Annotated in this window: 17 protein-coding genes and 2 pseudogenes; 8 read left to right on the top strand and 11 right to left on the bottom strand. The window is 67.3% G+C overall.

The window, feature by feature from the left end:
- Positions 1 to 209 precede the first annotated feature (209 nt).
- Both ACGFNJ_RS34310 and ACGFNJ_RS34305 read right to left on the bottom strand, forming a co-directional pair.
- Positions 210 to 1319 carry a hypothetical protein gene (locus ACGFNJ_RS34310; RefSeq protein ID WP_393457993.1) on the bottom strand — a complete coding sequence of 370 codons (1110 nt, stop codon included), beginning with the start codon at positions 1317 to 1319 and terminating at the stop codon, positions 210 to 212.
- Between the two features lie 174 nt (positions 1320 to 1493).
- Positions 1494 to 2186: a M23 family metallopeptidase gene (locus ACGFNJ_RS34305; protein WP_393457990.1), complete on the bottom strand. Its 693-nt coding sequence runs from the start codon at positions 2184 to 2186 to the stop codon at positions 1494 to 1496.
- Between the two features lie 183 nt (positions 2187 to 2369).
- Here ACGFNJ_RS34305 and ACGFNJ_RS34300 point away from each other — a divergent pair, with 183 nt between their 5' ends.
- A complete protein-coding gene (locus tag ACGFNJ_RS34300; RefSeq protein WP_393457987.1) occupies positions 2370 to 2702 on the top strand; it encodes an ArsR/SmtB family transcription factor in 333 nt (110 codons plus the stop codon).
- Positions 2703 to 2938: 236 nt separating this feature from the next.
- Here the strand turns inward: ACGFNJ_RS34300 and ACGFNJ_RS34295 are convergent, their stop codons facing one another.
- Positions 2939 to 3925, bottom strand: coding sequence for a glycosyltransferase family 9 protein (locus ACGFNJ_RS34295; RefSeq protein ID WP_393457985.1), 987 nt, complete (start codon positions 3923 to 3925; stop codon positions 2939 to 2941).
- Between the two features lie 172 nt (positions 3926 to 4097).
- Here ACGFNJ_RS34295 and ACGFNJ_RS34290 point away from each other — a divergent pair, with 172 nt between their 5' ends.
- The gene (locus ACGFNJ_RS34290; RefSeq protein ID WP_393457983.1) at positions 4098 to 4538 is read left to right on the top strand and encodes a VOC family protein; all 441 of its coding nucleotides are present in this window, start codon (positions 4098 to 4100) and stop codon (positions 4536 to 4538) included.
- Between the two features lie 141 nt (positions 4539 to 4679).
- On the top strand, positions 4680 to 5264 hold the full coding sequence (locus ACGFNJ_RS34285) for an HdeD family acid-resistance protein (RefSeq protein ID WP_393457981.1): 585 nt from the start codon (positions 4680 to 4682) through the stop codon (positions 5262 to 5264).
- A 65-nt stretch (positions 5265 to 5329) separates the two neighbouring features.
- On the opposite strand, the gene ACGFNJ_RS34280 is transcribed toward ACGFNJ_RS34285, so the two are convergent.
- The 3 genes and pseudogenes from ACGFNJ_RS34280 to ACGFNJ_RS34270 form a co-directional block, all read right to left on the bottom strand.
- A complete protein-coding gene (locus ACGFNJ_RS34280) occupies positions 5330 to 6532 on the bottom strand; it encodes a Dyp-type peroxidase (protein WP_393457978.1) in 1203 nt (400 codons plus the stop codon).
- Positions 6533 to 6710: 178 nt separating this feature from the next.
- Positions 6711 to 7244, bottom strand: a pseudogene (locus ACGFNJ_RS34275) (copper chaperone PCu(A)C); the annotation flags it as partial.
- Between the two features lie 222 nt (positions 7245 to 7466).
- Positions 7467 to 7988 (bottom strand): hypothetical protein, encoded by a 522-nt coding sequence (locus ACGFNJ_RS34270; RefSeq protein WP_393458479.1) that lies wholly within the window; start codon positions 7986 to 7988, stop codon positions 7467 to 7469.
- A 175-nt stretch (positions 7989 to 8163) separates the two neighbouring features.
- Between ACGFNJ_RS34270 and ACGFNJ_RS34265 the strand changes: the two genes are divergently transcribed.
- Positions 8164 to 8682: a macro domain-containing protein gene (locus ACGFNJ_RS34265; protein WP_393457975.1), complete on the top strand. Its 519-nt coding sequence runs from the start codon at positions 8164 to 8166 to the stop codon at positions 8680 to 8682.
- Positions 8683 to 8737: 55 nt separating this feature from the next.
- On the opposite strand, the gene ACGFNJ_RS34260 is transcribed toward ACGFNJ_RS34265, so the two are convergent.
- Positions 8738 to 9334: a TetR/AcrR family transcriptional regulator gene (locus ACGFNJ_RS34260; RefSeq protein ID WP_393457972.1), complete on the bottom strand. Its 597-nt coding sequence runs from the start codon at positions 9332 to 9334 to the stop codon at positions 8738 to 8740.
- An 81-nt stretch (positions 9335 to 9415) separates the two neighbouring features.
- Between ACGFNJ_RS34260 and ACGFNJ_RS34255 the strand changes: the two genes are divergently transcribed.
- Complete coding sequence (locus ACGFNJ_RS34255; RefSeq protein WP_393457969.1) at positions 9416 to 10111, top strand: SDR family NAD(P)-dependent oxidoreductase; 696 nt, start codon at positions 9416 to 9418, stop codon at positions 10109 to 10111.
- 20 nt (positions 10112 to 10131) lie between these two features.
- Here ACGFNJ_RS34255 and ACGFNJ_RS34250 read toward each other — a convergent pair whose 3' ends face one another.
- Positions 10132 to 10914 carry an SGNH/GDSL hydrolase family protein gene (locus ACGFNJ_RS34250; protein WP_393457966.1) on the bottom strand — a complete coding sequence of 261 codons (783 nt, stop codon included), beginning with the start codon at positions 10912 to 10914 and terminating at the stop codon, positions 10132 to 10134.
- Positions 10915 to 10984: 70 nt separating this feature from the next.
- Entirely contained in the window at positions 10985 to 11695 is a 711-nt protein-coding gene (locus ACGFNJ_RS34245) for a hypothetical protein (protein ID WP_393457963.1), read from the bottom strand.
- A gap of 302 nt (positions 11696 to 11997) precedes the next feature.
- Here ACGFNJ_RS34245 and ACGFNJ_RS34240 point away from each other — a divergent pair.
- Positions 11998 to 12798, top strand: a pseudogene (locus ACGFNJ_RS34240) (serine hydrolase domain-containing protein); the annotation flags it as partial.
- Positions 12728 to 13147: a hypothetical protein gene (locus ACGFNJ_RS34235; RefSeq protein ID WP_393457960.1), complete on the top strand. Its 420-nt coding sequence runs from the start codon at positions 12728 to 12730 to the stop codon at positions 13145 to 13147. The pseudogene ACGFNJ_RS34240 and the gene ACGFNJ_RS34235, both read left to right, overlap by 71 nt.
- A 9-nt stretch (positions 13148 to 13156) precedes the next feature.
- Here the strand turns inward: ACGFNJ_RS34235 and ACGFNJ_RS34230 are convergent, their stop codons facing one another.
- On the bottom strand, positions 13157 to 13999 hold the full coding sequence (locus tag ACGFNJ_RS34230; protein ID WP_393457957.1) for an alpha/beta fold hydrolase: 843 nt from the start codon (positions 13997 to 13999) through the stop codon (positions 13157 to 13159).
- Positions 14000 to 14076: 77 nt separating this feature from the next.
- A complete protein-coding gene (locus ACGFNJ_RS34225; protein ID WP_393457954.1) occupies positions 14077 to 14790 on the bottom strand; it encodes an endonuclease/exonuclease/phosphatase family protein in 714 nt (237 codons plus the stop codon).
- A gap of 115 nt (positions 14791 to 14905) precedes the next feature.
- Here ACGFNJ_RS34225 and ACGFNJ_RS34220 point away from each other — a divergent pair, with 115 nt between their 5' ends.
- Positions 14906 to 16927, top strand: coding sequence for a heavy metal translocating P-type ATPase (locus ACGFNJ_RS34220; protein ID WP_393457951.1), 2022 nt, complete (start codon positions 14906 to 14908; stop codon positions 16925 to 16927).
- Positions 16928 to 16960 lie beyond the last annotated feature (33 nt).

Raw genomic sequence — 16960 nt, 5'->3', positions numbered from 1 at the left:
GCCAGCTCACCGCCTCGCTGGGACTTCGACACAGGCCCTGACACGGCGAACCCGCACGGCTGCGGTGATCTAGGGCCGGTGTCGAAGCCCCAGCCAGCGCGCCAGGGACGCATCCGGCTTGGACTTCGACACAGGCACTGATGCGGCGAACCCGCACGGTCGACCGTGCGGGTTCGCCAATCCGGTCACCACGTCCGGTGGACCTGCGCTCATCGAGTTTCGATGCGCCGCAGCCTCGTTGCCGTTGCCGTTGCCGTTGCCGTTGCCGTTGCCGTTGCCGTTGCGCTGGCCGCTGGCTTGCGGGCGCGCAGGTAGACGGTGCTGAGCAACACCACGACACCTGCGGCGAGCGCACCGAACTGGATCAGCGTGCCGCTGCTCGGATGCGCGAGCGACTCGGCGCGCAACGCCTGGAACAGCACGATTGCCAGCAGTCCCGCATAGCCGAGCGCGAGAACACCGATCAGCGCCGCGCGGGTGCGCTCCGAGCGCAGCCAGCGATAGCGCGGGGCCAGCCAGGCCAGGACGAGCACGGCGAGCAGCAGCACCTGAATGCCGTGCATGCCGACGAAGTGCGGGATCCGCAGGTCGCCGCCGATCGTGCTCCAGTGCGTGATCGGCATGCCTGGCGCCGCGTCCCGTGGGGAAAGATCGCGGCTCGCCGGGTCGATCACCGTGTGACCGGCGGCCAGTTTCACGATCTTGCCGTCGGTGTCGCGGGCCAGCTGGGTCCCGGTGAAGCCCATCAGGTACCCGAGCATCATCGAGGCGACGGCGAGCAACAAGCCCGCGTGGATGGCGCGCGTGGTCGGCCGGTCGGCCATCCGCTGCCAGCACACCATCAGCGCGATGATCAGGTTCGCGACGAACAGCCCAGGCACGCCGGAGGCGAACACCATCTGACCGATGTCGTTCACCTTGTCGACGTGGTCGGTGTTGAAATGGCTGAAGGTGCCGCGGGCCGCCTGCAGCGCGATGAAGCCGACATCGATGATCCCGGTCACCGCGAAGATCGTGCCGAGCCACCAGGTGACGCGACTTCCCTTGTGCGGCAAGGAGAGTAACCAGGCCAGGGTGATGCCGTAGAGGGCGAAGGCGAGGCCGAACTTGGCGGGCTTGAGCCAGACGGATTCGCCGAGCAGGATGCGATCGTCGACGACCATCCCGATCGGGCACCAGCCGACGAGCGCCGCCATCACGAGCGTCATCCAGGTCAGCGGTCGGTGCAGGCGCGCGATGGCGTCGGCGATCGGGCCGGTGCGACGATGCCGCGCCGAGCGGCGATCGGTGGGCGCGGCGGCGAGATCTGTGATTGCCATGCACCGAAAGTAGGAATCGGCACACCCGGAAGGCGTCCCGCCGCAGCGCTATTCGGTTCTAGTACCCGGGTACTGACCGAGTGACGAAGTCGACCGCGAGCGTGGCATCGTCGGCACGTTCGCGGTCGGTCAGGCCCTTCGCGAGCCCCTCATCGACCCGCGAAGGAAAACTGGTCAGGGGTTGTTGGCCTGGATGTCGATGCCGCGGGCCGCAAGCCAAGGCATCGGGTCGATCGGCTCACCGCCGGGCAGGTGGATTTCGTAATGCAGGTGCGGGCCGGTGGAGAAGCCGCGGTTGCCGACGGTGGCGATGATGTCGCCCGCGCGGACCTGCTGGCCGACGGTGGTCAGGATGTCGTTCACGTGGCCGTAGATGCCGATGGTGCCGTCGTCCTGTTGCACGCGCACCCACATGCCGAAGCCGCTGGCAGGCCCGGCTTCGATGACGACGCCGTCGGTGACCGCGGCGATGGGCGTGCCGATCGGGTCGGCGAGGTCGAGGCCCGCGTGCAGCGCGCCCCAGCGGGTGCCGAAGGTGGAGGTCAGGATGCCGACGATGGGGCGGACGGTCTTGGGGCGGGCGGCTTCCGCGGCGAGGCGGTGCTGCTCCCACAGGACGTTGTCCGGGACGATCTGCGGCATCTGCGCTTCGCGGGGGGTGAAGGCGGTGAACTGTGCCTGCGCGACCACGTCGGCGGCGACTTGCTTTCCGGGGGTCAGGTGGCCTGCCGGGGTTTGGTCGGCGGCGGCGAGGACGCCGAGTGAGGCGCTGACGACGGCGGACACGGCCACCGCGCGGGTGGCGGCACGATGGCGTCGGGTCCGGGTCGCGCCCCGACGTGAAGATAACGGAACGGTCACGGGCATGAAACGAACGTACGGGAGTCTACGGTGAGGTCCGCAATCGTGTGGCTACCGTCACATGGGCGGAAAAGCCCAGTTGGCGTATCACATCTAGGTAACTACACGGCGTGTCTTGCGTGTTTACCGGGGGTAACTCCGTATTAAGCCGAGTTGACCGCAAGGCTGCTTGTTGATCACACTATTTTAGTGGCGACTAACGGAGTCCGCGCGCTGACGGCGCTATCCGATCCGACCCGCCGCGCGATTTTCGAGGCGCTCCCGCAAGCCCCGCGCGCGGTCGGTGAGCTCGCCGCGCTCACGGGTGTCAGCAGCTCGGCGGTCTCCCAGCATCTCCGCGTGCTCCGCGAGGCACGCCTGGTGCTGATGCGTCCGGACGGCAACCGCCGCCTGTACTCCCTTGACCCCCGCGGCCTCAGCGATGCTCGCGACTACCTCGACCAGTTCTGGCCGAGCGCACTGGCCGCCTACGCCGCCGCACTCCACACCGCCCGCGCCGAGGGCCCCGGCGACCCTTCGTAAGCCAATGCCGCAGGCTCTCCGTGACACTTGTGGTCCGGCTTCGACTTTCACCGGCGCAACACCTGCGATGCGGCGAAGACGTCCACCGGCGCAACATCCGCGCTGCTGTCGGAGGCTGGGTTTCGTTGGCCGCCACAGGGTTTCGGTGCGTCGCACAGCACCTGTAACTGCTGTGAGGCGTATCGACGCTCTGGGAGCCTTGGTGGTGTGTTCGAAACTCTATGGGCGGTAAGGGGTCAGCCGACGCGGCGGTAGGTGGTGCGGCGGGGTTGGGTGCCGGTGCCTGGCCAGTTGCGCTTGTTGAGTTGTTTGTCGACGGCGTTGATCACCTCGGTGATGCCGATGCGCAGCAGGCCGGGGTCGGGGGTGTCGGCGTCAGGGTCACCGAGTTGGCCCGCCCAGAGGACGGCATGCCGGTTGAGCAGGTGCGGGGGTGGTCCGCCCCAGCGGGGTGGCGTCGGGCCGAAGAGTTGGACGGTGCGGGTGCCGAACGCGGTGGCCAGGTGCGCGGCGCCGGTATCGCCGCACACCATCAGGGCCGCCTCCGCGATGGTGGCGGCCAGCTCGATCAGGTTTTGTTCCCCGGCGAGGACCCGGCCGATCGGCAGACCAGCGCGTGCGGCGATGTTCAGCGCGATATCGCGCTCGGTTTCGTCGCCGGTGAGCACCACCTCACGGCCGAGGACGAGCAGGTGCCGGACGACGGCCGCGAATCGATCGGGCGGCCAGCGCCGAGCCGCGGCGCCCGCACCGACGTGCACCACGACGCAGTCGCGGTGGCTGGTGATCGAGACCGGGGGCACCAGGCCGAGGTTGCGTCGGTCTGCGGCAATATCGTCGGATTCGAGCAGATGGCACCAGCGGTCGACATCATGCATGTCCGACTGCCATTGCGGCCCGGTGAGCTCGGGAAACGCGGGATTCTGATAGCTGAGGATGCGTCCGGGATCCGTCTTGGCCAGCGCGACAATGCTCTCGGTGCTCGGGCCGGACAGATTCACCGCCAGTTGCGGGCCGGGCCCGTCCCAGCGCAGCCCGGCAACATCGGGGGTAGGCAGCAACGAATCCACCGAAGCGATCAGATCGACGATCGGCTTCAGCCGCTGCGGCGCGGCGAGCACGATCCGATCATGTGGCCTGGCTCGGCGCAGCGCGCGGAGGGCCGGGACCGCAGTGAGTAAATCACCGAGCCCACGTGCCTGCAGCACGAGTACAACCGCCACCCTCTTCTCCTAGCCACCCGAGACTCACGAAACCGACCCCACCCGTTTCGGCCCATGGGCGCCCACCGACAAGAGTCACTGCCCGATGACTACCCGACCCAGTTGAGCCATAAACCCCGACGCGTCAGTGCTATCGATCGCACTGGATGCTTCGGCGCACTAACCTCGTGTCATGACCTCCCGGCTCAACCCGTACCTCAGTTTCGGCGACACGGCCCGCGCAGCTCTGGAGTTCTACCGCGACGTGTTCGGCGGCACCCTATCCATCAGCACGTTCAGCGAATTCAGTGATAAGGATGCACCTGGCGCGGACTTGGTCATGCACGGCGTCCTGGAAACACCGAGCGGGTTCACCTTGATGGCTGCCGATACCCCGCCAGGCATGGAATACAAACCGGGAAGCAGCATTTCGATCAGCCTCAGCGGTCCGGACGCGGCGGAGCTGCGTGGGTACTGGGAGCGGCTGTCGGCCGCGGGCACGGTCTCGGTGCCGTTGGAGAAGCAGATGTGGGGCGACGAGTTCGGCATGTGCGCGGATCGGTTCGGCATCGGCTGGATGGTCAACATCGTCAGCCCGGAGCCAGCTGAACCGAGTGTGTCGGCCGCCGAGTGATCCGGCCGTTTCCGCTGGACGGCTGAACCGAGCGCGTCGAATGGCCGCCTGATCCGGCCGTTTCGCTGTGAAGCCCGCTGGACTTGCCGATCGCGCGTCCAAATGCGCAAAATGCCAGGTGAGAGCGCCTAGCATCGATATATGACGACAAACAGCGTGCTAGAGGGTCCTTTGCAGTCCCTTGCCCGCAGTGCGTGGCAAACGGTGCTGGTAACTGGCTTCCTCTCAGTGGTTCTCGGTGTGATCATGTTGGTGTGGCCCGGGCCGACCCTGTTGGCGGCGGGCATCCTTTTCGGCATCTATTTGGTTGTCACCGGATTTCTGCAGCTGATGGGTGCGTTCGGCATACCTAGCAGCACCGGCGTCCGGGTGCTCGCGTTCATCAGCGGGGTGCTGTCCATCGCCATCGGCGTCTTCTGCTTCCGAGACGAGTTGACTTCGATTCTGCTGCTTGGCATCTGGATCGGCATCGGCTGGCTGTTCCGCGGCGTGGCGACGGTGATGATGTCGCTGTCGGAGCCGGCCATGCCGGGTCGCGGATGGAATGTGTTCTTCGGTCTGATCACCGTCATCGCGGGCATCGTGCTGATCGTGTGGCCGTTGTCGTCGGTGGCGACACTGGCCGTCGTGGTCGGCGTGTGGCTGATCGTGCTCGGCATCATGGAGGTCGTGGTGGCGTTCGGCGTGCGCAAGGATGCCAGGGCGCTGCAGAACACGCTCGCCTGACCAGTTCTCCGGCCCGCGGCCGTCGCGCCCAACCGGCGCGGCGGCCGCAGTCTTTCGTCGGCCGATCAGGATTCGAACAGCGACTGGCCGAGATACTCGTCGGGTGACCGCGCGCCGGGCGGGAGGACGAAGACCGCCGAGCCGACCGGCGTTGTCCAGACGTTGAGGGCGTCGAATTCCGCGAGCCGCCGCTGGACCGGCAGGAACTGGGAGTCCACGTCGCGCTGGTAGGCGGCGAAGAGCAGGCCCGAATTCGAGAGTGCGCCCGGCGCGGGAGCGTCGTCGTAGTTGTAGCCGCGTCGCAGGAAGCGTTCGCCGTCGTTGGTGTGATGTGCGCGGGCGATGTGCGAGGACGGCGGGATGATCGGGATGCCGTTCCCGTCGACCGCCGCGAAATCCGGTTCGTCGAACTCGCGGGTGCCGGTCAGCGGGGCGCCGGTGGTTACGGCGCGGCCGACCGTGAGTTCTCTTCCCTCCTGGTCGATTTCGTCCCAGGTGTCCAGCGTCATCGCGATGCGGCGCAGCACACAGGAGGTGCCGCCCGCCAGCCACGGCTGAGCGGCGCCGTCGTCCCACACCAGTCGATCGAAATCCGGGGTGCCCGGCGCGATGTTCACCGTGCCGTCCACCTGGCCCATCAGGTTGCGCGGCGTCTGGCCCGGTGCGGCATTGCGGAATCCGCGCTGGACCCAGCGCACCCTCACCAGCGACGCGACGCTGCGGCACAGCACCCGGACCGCATGCGACACCGTGGTCGCTTCGTCGGCGCAGACCTGCACCAGCAGATCGCCGTCGCTCCACGCTGATTCGAGACGATCGATGGGAAACGGTGGCAAGGGCCGCAGCCAGGACGGGCGCTTGTCTTGCAGGCCCGCCACCGTGAAGACCGCAGGCCCCAGGCCGACGGTGACAGTGAGGCGAGCAGGTCGCTGCGCCAGTTCCGGTTCCGTGTCGGCCAGCGCGGGCCGACCCTGGGTGAGCCGCGCGGCGTCACCCGTCCAGATCTGCAAGATGCCGACCAGGTCGGCCTTGCCGACACCCGGCTTCAGATCGAACGCGACGAACGTCGCATGCGTTTGCGGCGGCGTCGCGATGCCCGCTTGATGCGGTCCGTAGAACGGTTCGATCGGCGTATGCGCGGTGTCCTGCCGACCGGTCAGTGCGACCGCACCCCACCCGATCCCTGCCGCGCCCGCCGCGGCGGCTCCACCACCGAGGAGCCGCCGACGGTTGAGCCGACCCGATCGGGAGTTGTCGGGCTCAGCCACCGTGCGCAGGTGCCTGCGCACCATTGGCGTGGGTGGGTGCGCCGTTCGTCTGCGCCGATGTTGGTGCGCCATTTGCGTGTTCCGATGTCGGTGCGCCGCTGGCGGGTTCGGGTGCCGGTGCGCCACCTGCGTGCTCGGATGCTGGTGCACCATTCGCATGCTCGGGCGCCGGTGCACCATTCGCATGATCGGGCGAGTACTTCTCCTGATTGCCGGAGAAGTCGCGCACCCGTGCGGTGAACGTGGTGGTCGACCCGTCGTCGAAGGTCAACGTCACCGGAGTCTCCGACCCTGTCCGCAACGGACCGGTCAACCCCATGAACATGATGTGATCACCACCAGGCCGCAGTGTCACCTTGCCGTGCGCCGGGATCACGAACCCGCCTGCCTTCGGGCGCATCGTCTTGGCTCCGGTCGCATCCGCAACCACCTCGTGCAACTCCACCCGCCCGGATGCCGGACTCGATGCCGACACGACGGTCAACGCCTTGTCCGCCGAATTGCTCAACTCCCCGAAAGCCGCCGACATCTCCGCGTCCGCCGCTTTCACCCACTGCTCCTGCACCGTCACCGAATCCGCGGCCCGCTCAGGCTTTTTCGCCTCGGACGAACATCCGGCCAGCACGACCGGCACCGCCAAAATCGCGACACCCCCACGCAATACCTGCTTCAACGACCGAATGCCGTTGCCCCGCGCCGAACCTGTAGTCATGACAATCTCCGATCAAGAACGTGGAGTACCGCCGTCGACATCCGCGCCAACTCAGCGGCCTTCGACGAGCACGGGACTCCGAAAAGTTCACACAGATCGAGCTGGCAAGCCGAGCTTCACGCCGTGGCGAGCCAGTCGATAGAGCCAGGCCGAAGACGAGGCGTCTTTCGGGCTGGAAGATGATGCCCAACAGCCCATCTCGCAGCGGCGAGCCGGGTGTGGTCAGGCGTGCACGGGTGGCCCACGCAGCCCGGAACCGGAGCTGAACAGCAGCCGCCGGTATGCAGGAAGCGGGCCGAAGGGAATGGGGGAGTTGGGCACGAAGCCGGGCGCAGGGCCGCTCTCGAGTACCCGCACCGTCCGGTCCGCCGCGGAAACCGCACGCGCGACGGCAATTTCGGCACCCCGAATGAGCACCGCCCCGACCGGAACAGCGGCGAGATGTGCGGCAAGCATCACAGACGTCAGATGCGACCCATGATGATGTCCGGGCGAAATTGTCAGCGCGACATGGCCAAAAGCCTGCCCCACCGCCAGCAACACCATCACGTCGGCAACCCGGTGCCGAGCCCGCCGCCCGCCGACCACCACACCGACCACGGCGCAGGCGGCAATCAACAGCGAGATCGAAGACCCACCAGGAGCAACAACACCCCCACCCACGGCATGCGCCGCAATACTCACCGCCCCGGACGCGGCCCCAACGAAAGCGCCACGCACCCGCGCCACCGCCGCCACCGCCATCCGCACCGCCCCATACTACTTCCGGTCGTAGCCCCACCCGCGCCGGTTTCCTCGGCTTTCCCGGACACACCCACCGGTTTGCACCACGAGTGGCACACCACTGTGGGCGCTACTCGCACTTCGCCTCAGCCATGTGCCACTCGTGGCGAACGGTGGCCGGTGCCACGATGGGGAGGTGGCTCTGATTGAGGTAGTGCTTGGTGATATTGCCGATGAGGTTGTTGATGCCATTGTCACGGCGGCGAATGAGTCGTTGCTCGGTGGTGGCGGCGTCGACTGGGCGGTGCACAGTGCAGCTGGGCCGCGACTGGCGCAGGCGGGTGGCGCGATTGCGCCGTGCCTACCCGGCGATGCGAAGGTGACGCCGGCGTTCGATCTCGATCCTCCGGTGAAGTACGTGATCCATACCGTTGGGCCGGTGTGGGACGGCGGGGCCTACGGTGAGGCCGACACCCTGGCGTCGTGCTATCGGCGGTGTCTTCAGGTGGCCGACGAACTGGGGGTCCGCGGTATTGCGTTTCCGGCCATTGCCACTGGTGTCTACGGCTTTCCGTCTGCTTTGGCTGCGCGGATCGCCGTCGCGACGATCAAGTCCGCGCAAACCGATGTCGCTCTGATCCGGCTGGTGGCCTTCGACCAGACGGCCTATGACCTCCTTGTCGAGGCAACACAACGAGACGATCTGCCCGCATGAAGGCTCGTCATGACGATGTCGAGCCAATTGTCGTGTGAGGCAACGTCTTAGCGGGTTAGGGGGCTTTGGGCCTGAGGAGGTCTTCGAAGAGGGTTTCTACCAGGTCGGCGGGGGTGGGGGATCCGATCATGGCTCGGTAGACGATTGGGCCGATGAGGGCGTCGATGGTGGCGTCGATGGCGAGTTTGGGAGAGATCTCGGCGGCGTCGGTGGCGTGGGTGAGCATGGCGCGTTCGCGGTCCCGGCGCGGGGCGAAGTAGCGCTCGTGGAAGTCAATTGCGGTGGCGGGATGATGTTGTGCCTCGGCGATGAGCGCGAGCAGCACCTTGCCTGCGGGTTCGTCGGCGACAAACCGGGTGAAGCCGTGCACGTAGTCGCGGATGGCGGCTGCGGTGGGTTCCGTCGGAACGGGGACCTGCTTTTCGCTGTCTTCGATGAGCGTGTCGAGGAGGATCTCGACTTTCGAAGGCCACCAGCGGTAGATCGTCTGCTTGGCGACGCCTGCGCGGCGGGCGATCGCCTCGATGGTCAATGCGCCGAAGCCGAGTTCGGCGAGCAGATCGTCCGCGGCATGCAGCACTGCTAGGCGGGCGGCCTCATCGCGCCGGGGACCGGAGTGCGCCCTTCGAGGCTGAGGGTTCGCGGCAGGCATGCGGGACACCTTACCGGCCAACGACATTGTCTAGACGCAACGTCGCGTCTAAGCTAGGTGTTCTATTGCTAAGGAGGGAATATGTCCGATATGTCCTACCGTCGCGCGCTCGTTCTCGGCGCCTCTCGCGGGCTGGGGCTCGTCCTGGCCAATGAGCTGGCGCGACGCGATTGGCACGTCATCGCCACCACCAGGCAGCGCGGCGGTCAGCTGCAAGCCGATGCCGAGGCCTGGCATGGACGGCTGACGATCGAATCGCTGGAGCTGACCAGCCCCGACCAGCTGGCCGCGCTGCGCGAGCGCCTCGACGGCACCCGGCTCGACCTGCTCTTCGTCAACGCCGCCATCGATCGCGGCAACCTGCCGATCGGCGCGGTCTCGACCGAGATGTTCACCGAGGTCATGATCACCAACACGTTGAGCCCGTTGCGCGCGCTCGAGGCGCTGCGCGAACTCGTCGCACCCGGTGGCACCGTCGCCGTCATGTCCTCCGAACAGGGCAGCATCTCGCGCAACACCGAGGACGGCTTCGAGCTGTACAAGGCGAGCAAGGCCGCGCTCAACCAGCTGATGCGCAGTTACGCCACCCGCTATGCCGAGGACGGGCAGACCAAGTTGCTCATCGACCCCGGCCACAACCGGACCCGGCTCGGCGGATCCGATGCGCCGCTAGCTGCCGAGGACAGCATCCCGTCCGTCGTCGATGTCCTCGAAAAGCAGGCGGGCGCAGCCGGTTTGCAGTTCCTGGATCGGCACGGCGAGATCGTTCCGTGGTAGTTGCCGCGCGCGGACCGAAGTCAGGTCAGCACTGGAAGTAGCTGGGGGCGTTTGGGTTCGACGCCTGCACCGGAGGAGATGCCGCGCAGGCGTCGACCGACCCACGGGGCAAGAAACTGTACGTTCCAGCGGAATTCGGTGTTGAGTCTTTCGGCAAGGGTCGAGGTGAGCGGGGGTAGGGGATCGCGCCAGGTGTCGTCGGCCCCGGGAACGGTCAGCCCGGCGGCGAGGGCGCGGGCGACGATGTCGTGGCCGACCGGGCTGAGATGCAGACGATCGTCGGACCAGGCGCTGGGATGGCGTGCGGCGGCGACCGGTTCGAAGTCGACGAGGGTGACGCCGCGCCGTGCGGCCAGCTTGCGCAGGTCGGCGTTCAGGGTGTGCACCCGGGCGGAGAGGGGGCGGGCGAAGGGGGCGACGGCACCGATGTCGGGGAAGGTGAAGGTCACTACCTTGGCGCCGACGCCGGTCAACGCGGTGAACATCGCATCGATGTCGGCGAGCAGCGCGTCCCGGTCGAATCGCGGCCGGAGGATGTCGTTCATCCCGGCGACGACCGTCGCGAGGTCGGGGCGCATGGCGAGCGCGGGTTCGAGCTGCTTGGCCCGGATCTCGCCTGCGCGTCGACCGCGAACCGCGAGATTGGCGTAGTGCAGCCCGGGGTTCGCGGCACCGAGCATGGCGGCGAAACGATCGGCCCAGCCCCGGAATCCGCCGTGACCGTCGGGGTCACCGAGTCCTTCGGTCTGGCTGTCGCCGAGGGCGACGAATCGGGTGAACGACTCTCCTGCGGTCGGCGGCACGACGGACTCCTGTGGTCTTGGCGGGAATCCCGTACGGGCACCTCGCATTTCGACACATCGTCGCACGCGTTCAGAGCGGCCGGAACCCGGCCCCGACGCCGCCGCCGTTGTCGATATCGTCGAGCACCATCCCGATCTGGGTCGCCACCGCCGGATCGTGCAGCGGCGTCGCCGCGGTTTGACACACCACATCGAACACGGTTACGCCGACCACTCGCACGCCGAGGTGCCCGACGTTCATGCCGACCAGTCGATCACCGATGGTGACCGGTCCGCCGGAATCGCCTGGCTGAGAACAGGATTGATGCTGGAACCACCACCGATGCGTGTCCCACACGACGCCGCAGTTGTGGCCGGAGGTCCGTCCGTTCTTGCACACCACGTCACCGGGTTGCGGTGGGGCGCCGATGCCGTCGATCAGGGTCGCGGCGACCTGTCGTATGGGTGCGACCTTGGCTCGATCGAACTCGAGCACCGCATAGTCGTCGGCATTGTCGACGGCCGCCACGGTGCCGATGATCCCGGCGGCGGGCGTCCGTTCCGCCCGCACTGTCATCCCGACTTCGGCGCAGTGGCCCGCGGTGAGCCCGACCAGCCGGTTCTCCCTGTCGTACCCGATGGTGGTGAGCGTGCACGCCGACGGCCCGAGCAGGATCCCCGAACCACCGCCCAGAGATGCGCTCGGCACGGCCGCCGCGTGACCGGGCACCCAGACTAGAGCGAACGCCAACGCGACGATGCCGACCATCGCGCGAATCCCGAACCGTCGCAGAGCACACATGTCGCACCCTTCATCCAGCGGATGGGTCAGGCTTTCTGCACGCACGTGCGGGGTGCGGGGAACTCGCATGATGCCGCCACCGGGCTCCGCACCTGTGGAGATAGCTCATTGTTTCAGACCAGATGGTCGGTGCGGGGCAGGAAGCCGTTCCGTGACCAGATCTTGGGCCAAGCGCAATCAGCCGATACCGAGGGGTGATCTCGCCGGGTCGATCAGGTACCGCGGGGGTAGCGGCGCGCTACCGCAGCGGGATGCCCGCCAGCCTGCCGCGCGGATAGATTTCGCGGACCGAGGGAGGCGCGATGCGATATCCGATGCTGGCTGTAACACTTGCTCTGGCCTTGGCGGTCAACGGATGTGGCGACGCGTCCGAGCCTGCTGCCCTGGCTCGTGACGTCGATGCGATAGTGGCCGTCGGCACCACCGGGGTGCAGGCGCGGGTGGTGGACGGGGCCGCGGGGACCGATCGGGTCGCGGTGGCTGGCCGCGCGGATAGTGCCGGGGTGGAACCGGTTTCGTCGGACGGCTACTTCCGGATCGGCAGCGTGACGAAGACGTTGGTCGCGACCGTGGTGCTCATGCTGGTCGGCGAAGGACGACTCACCCTCGACGACGCCGTCGCGCAGTGGCTACCGGATATGGTGCGCGGCAACGGAAACGACGGAGCGTCGATCACCGTCCGCAACCTGCTCCAGCACACCAGTGGCCTGCACGACAGTACGCCGGACATGGCCACCGCCGAGGACTATTACCGGCTCCGCTACCAGACGCGCACCCCGGAACAGGCGGTGGCATCGGCCGTCGCACAGGCCCCTGATTTCGCGCCGGGCACCGGCTGGTCCTACTCGAATTTCGGCTACGTCGTGCTCGGCCTGATCATCGAGAAGGCGAGTCGGCGCCCCTGGTACGACGAGGTGAGCACGCGGATTCTGCAGCCGCTCGGGCTGCGCGACACCCGGTGGCCCCGGCGACGCACCAACGCTGCCGACACCACATGCGAAGGGCTACAACCAATTCGCCGCCGACGGACCGATGGTCGAGGTCACCGAGCTGGTGGACGCCGACGCCTCCGGCGGCTATTTGTCCACTACTGCGGATCTCGGCACCTTCTATCGAAGCCTGCTCGGCGGCAAGCTTTTACGACCCGAACAGCTGGCGCAGATGCGTGGCACGGTGCCAGCCGACGGCGTGATCGCCCAGGTCTGGCCCGGCGGACGCGCTGGGCTCGGCCTGTTCTCGGTACCGCTGTCTTGCGGCGGCATCTACTGGATGCACAACGGCGGCCAGACCGGATACCTCACCAACGCCGCCGTCACCGAGGACGGTCGCCGCAGTGCCGTCGTCTCGCTGTCCGGCACCCTCGCGGTGGGGGAAAATCCGTTGCACAGCAAGGGATTCACGCAACTGCAGGCCGCCAACGCGCTGATCGAGCATGCGCTCTGCGGTGAATGAGCCGACCCGTCAGAGGAATTCGGTGAGGTAGGCGAGGAGGACCTCGGGCCGTTCCTCGGGGATGAAGTGCCCGCAGTCGGGGATCGCGGCGCCGCGCACATCCTCGGCGTACTCGCGCCAGATCTCGAGTGCTGGAATCTCTTCGAGGAAGCTCGACGCGCCCCAGAGGGCGAGCACCGGCATGGTGAGGCGGTGGCCCGCGTCGGCGTCGTCGTGTTCGGTGTCGAGATCGGCGGCGCGATAGTCGTCGAAACCCGCGCGCAGCGCGCCAGGCGTGCTGAAGGCGCGGATGTATTCGTCGATCGCCTCGGCGGGCAGACCGTGACGGTTGACGGTCCAGGTCTCGAAGAAGTAGCGCAGGTAGCCGGGAATGTCGTGGCCGACAAGGCGTTCCGGCAGGTCCGGTTGGATGTGGAACAGCCAGTGGAAGAAGCGGCGGCTCAGTGCGGCGTCCATCCGGCGCCACGTCTCCCTGGTGGGAATGATGTCGAGCACAACGAGCTTGCTGATCTGATCGGGACGATCGAGGGCCCACCGATGCGCTACCCGCGCGCCGCGGTCGTGCCCGACGACGGCGGCCGAGGTGACGCCGAGCGATTCGATCAGTGTGGCCACGTCGGCGGCCATGCTGCGTTTGTCGTAGCCGGTGGTCGGCTTGTCGGTGTACCCGTAGCCACGCAGGTCCGGGGCGATCACGGTGTGCCGTTCGGCCAAGGCAGGCAAGACCTTCCGCCAGCAGTAGCCGGTCTGTGGCCAGCCGTGCAACAGCACCACCGCCGAACCGGATCCCGCGCGGCGGTAGTGCATGTGAATGCCGTTCACGGTGGCGACGCCCCGGCTGATCTCGACCATAGAAGCATTCTGGGCGGGGACGGCGGATCGGGGCGGGGGAATCGGGTCATCCGGTGTTGATCACCGACGGCTATGACTCACAGCGCGATGGTCGCGCGGACGAGGTTGTGATCGGACAGGCCCGCGGTGTCCTCGACGTGTGCATCCTGCGCCACGGCTCCGCGCACGACGACGTGATCGATGAACTGCGATTTCGCGCCCGAGGTGCGCGGGCGGGTCGGCGCCGCGTCGGGGGAGAGGCGCGCGATGGTGAAGCCGTCGCCGAGACTTGCCGCCACGGTGTCGCGGTCGGTATTGAAGTCGCCGAGCAGCACCGCAGGATATTCCGGTGTGGCGGAGGCCAATTCGGCCAGTCGCGCCAGTTGGCCGGTGCGCCGCCGATCGCCGGTCAGATGGGTCGCGATGATCACCGCGCCGCCCGTGGTGATCGCGAGCGCGCCTTTGCCAGGGTCGTCGGCGAACGATTCGGCGCTGATCTCGCGGCCGGGTCCTGCGACGACGAGCACCAGGTACTCGCCGGGATCGCGCAGCGAGCTCGCCCTTCTGCGCGCCGTCGGCAGCCGTCGATAGCGCATGGAGTGCACTGTTCGGTCGGGCAAAGCAGCACGGAGACTGAACAATTGGTCGCCGCTGACCTCCTGTAACGCGATGACCTGCTCGGTGCGGGTCGCGACGAGCGCGGTGACGGCGTCGATGCGCGCCGCCTCGTCCGGCCAGCGGGTGGACACGTCCTCATACCAATTCTCGGCGTGGATGCGGTGCAGGACGTTCCACGTGGCAACGGTGATCACATGTCGCGATGGTAGGGGAACGAGTCCGAGCGGTATACGGCGGCGCGGCATCTGTCGGCGGCTACTTCTGGCAACATGCTATGCACATATTGCGATCTATGCATATAATCGCCACATGAGCAGAAAAGAACAGGCAGAGGAGCACGGACACGGCCCCGCGCTGTTCGGGGAGCGGTCGGAACTGATCTTCGCGATCGCCTCCGGCGTCACCTACGCGGCGGGCATGACGGCAAAGTACCTGGTCTCCGCCCCGGAATGGGTGGCGATCGTGCTGTTCGCCGCGACCTATTTCTTCGGTGGCTTCTACACCATCCGTACCGCCATCAATACGGTGCGGCGCGGCAGGTTCGAGGTCGACTTCCTGATGTTGGTCGCCGCGGTGGGTGCCGCGCTGGTCGGTAAGTGGGCCGAAGGGTCGGTGCTGCTGTTCCTGTTCAGCCTCGGGCACGCGCTGGAGGAGTACGCGATGGGCCGCGCGAAGCGCTCGATCGAGGCGCTCGCCGAACTCGCGCCTGCGACCGCGCTGGTGCGCGGCCCCGACGGGACGGTGCGTGAGGTCGAGGTGAACGATCTCGCGATCGGCGATGTGGTTGTCGTGCTGCCGAATTCGCGGCTCGCCGCGGACGGCGTCGTGGTCGACGGCATGAGCAGCGTCGATGAGTCGTCGGTGACCGGCGAGAGCATTCCGGTCGAGAAGGCGCCGATCGCCGATGCCGCCGCCGCGCTGGCAAGTAGTACGCCCGTGCCGGAAACGCATCGGGTGTTCGCGGGCACGATGAACGGTGCAGGTGCGATGGATGTCCTGGTGACCAGCCGTGCCGAGGACAGCACCCTGGCCAGGGTCATCACCATGGTGCGCGAGGCCGACACGCAGAAGTCGCCGACGCAGCGGTTCATCGACCGGTTCCAGGTGTTCTACGTGCCCGTAGTCCTCGCGGGCGTGCTCGGTGTGCTGGCGTTCGGTGTGTTCGCCGCGTCGGAACCGTTCGCGGACAGCTTCTATCGGGCCATGGTGGTGCTGGTCGCGGCCAGCCCCTGTGCGCTGGCGATCGCCACGCCGAGTGCGGTGCTGGCCGGGATCGCACGCGCTGCGCAGGCCGGTGTGCTCGCCAAAGGCGGCGGGCAGCTGGAGACGCTCGGGCGGGTGCGGTCGATGGCGTTCGACAAGACCGGCACGCTCACCTGGGGCCAGCCGAAGGTCACCGATATCGTCCCGGCCCGCCCGGAACTGCGCGATGAACTGATCGCCACCCTGTTCGCGGTCGAGTCCTACAGTGATCACCCGTTGGCCGGCGCGATCACCCGCGACCTTGCCCCGCTGCTGCCGAAAGACATCGACCGGACCGCCACCGCAGTCAGTTCGGTGACCGGCCGCGGTGTGACCGCCCTCGTCGACGGCCGCGCTACCGAGGTCGGCAACCGAACGATGTTCACCGAACTCGATCCCGAAGGCGTGCCCGCCGACATCGGTCGGATCGTGGACGAACTGCACGAGAGCGGTCGCACCACGATGATCGTCCGGCATGCGGGTAGCTACCTGGGCGTCGTCGGTGTGATGGACACTCCGCGCGCCGAAGCTGCACCCGTCGTCGCCCGCTTGCGCGCGCTCGGCATCGACGACATCGTCCTCATCTCCGGCGACCACCAGCGCGTCGCGGACGCCGTTGCCGCGGACATGGGCCTCGATGCCGCGCACGGCGGCCTGCTCCCCGAGGACAAGGTCGCGATGATCGGCAAACTCGGCGGCCGCAACGGCACCGCCATGGTCGGTGACGGTGTCAACGACGCACCCGCCATGGTGAACGCCTCCGTCGGCATCGCCATGGGCGCGGGAGGTTCGGCCGTCGCTCTCGAAACCGCCGACGTCGCACTGATGGTCGACGATATCGGCCGCCTACCGTTCGCAGTGGCTCTCAGCCGCCGCACCGCCCGCATCATCCGCCAAAACCTGGCCTTCTCGCTGATCATCGTCGCCGCCCTGGTCCCGGCCACTCTGATCGGTCTCCCCATCGGCCCTGCGGTCTTCATCCACGAAGGATCGACCTTGCTCGTGGTGGCAAATGCATTGCGCCTCTTGCGCTTCGGACGTGGTGCAGAGCATGAAGGTATCGACCACGAGCCTAGGCCGACCGTGTAAGCGGGACGGTGGATTGCCCTCGCGCTCGGGAGT

Source organism: Nocardia sp. NPDC049149 (assembly GCF_043197455.1).
In the GTDB taxonomy this organism is placed as follows: domain Bacteria; phylum Actinomycetota; class Actinomycetes; order Mycobacteriales; family Mycobacteriaceae; genus Nocardia.
Note: the sequence above shows the minus strand (reverse complement) of the source record. Positions and strands in the feature narration are given on the sequence as shown.

Excerpts from the sequence above, each read along its gene's own strand:
- ACGFNJ_RS34235 (WP_393457960.1), top strand. The coding sequence starts at position 12,728 with ATGGTCGAGGTCACCGAGCTGGTGGACGCCGACGCCTCCGGCGGCTAT.
- ACGFNJ_RS34285 (WP_393457981.1), top strand. The coding sequence starts at position 4,680 with ATGACGACAAACAGCGTGCTAGAGGGTCCTTTGCAGTCCCTTGCCCGC.
- ACGFNJ_RS34290 (WP_393457983.1), top strand. The coding sequence starts at position 4,098 with ATGACCTCCCGGCTCAACCCGTACCTCAGTTTCGGCGACACGGCCCGC.
- ACGFNJ_RS34220 (WP_393457951.1), top strand. The coding sequence starts at position 14,906 with ATGAGCAGAAAAGAACAGGCAGAGGAGCACGGACACGGCCCCGCGCTG.
- ACGFNJ_RS34260 (WP_393457972.1), bottom strand. The coding sequence starts at position 9,334 with ATGCCTGCCGCGAACCCTCAGCCTCGAAGGGCGCACTCCGGTCCCCGG.
- ACGFNJ_RS34245 (WP_393457963.1), bottom strand. The coding sequence starts at position 11,695 with ATGTGTGCTCTGCGACGGTTCGGGATTCGCGCGATGGTCGGCATCGTC.
- ACGFNJ_RS34310 (WP_393457993.1), bottom strand. The coding sequence starts at position 1,319 with ATGGCAATCACAGATCTCGCCGCCGCGCCCACCGATCGCCGCTCGGCG.
- ACGFNJ_RS34230 (WP_393457957.1), bottom strand. The coding sequence starts at position 13,999 with ATGGTCGAGATCAGCCGGGGCGTCGCCACCGTGAACGGCATTCACATG.
- ACGFNJ_RS34255 (WP_393457969.1), top strand. The coding sequence starts at position 9,416 with ATGTCCGATATGTCCTACCGTCGCGCGCTCGTTCTCGGCGCCTCTCGC.
- ACGFNJ_RS34270 (WP_393458479.1), bottom strand. The coding sequence starts at position 7,988 with ATGGCGGTGGCGGCGGTGGCGCGGGTGCGTGGCGCTTTCGTTGGGGCC.
- ACGFNJ_RS34305 (WP_393457990.1), bottom strand. The coding sequence starts at position 2,186 with ATGCCCGTGACCGTTCCGTTATCTTCACGTCGGGGCGCGACCCGGACC.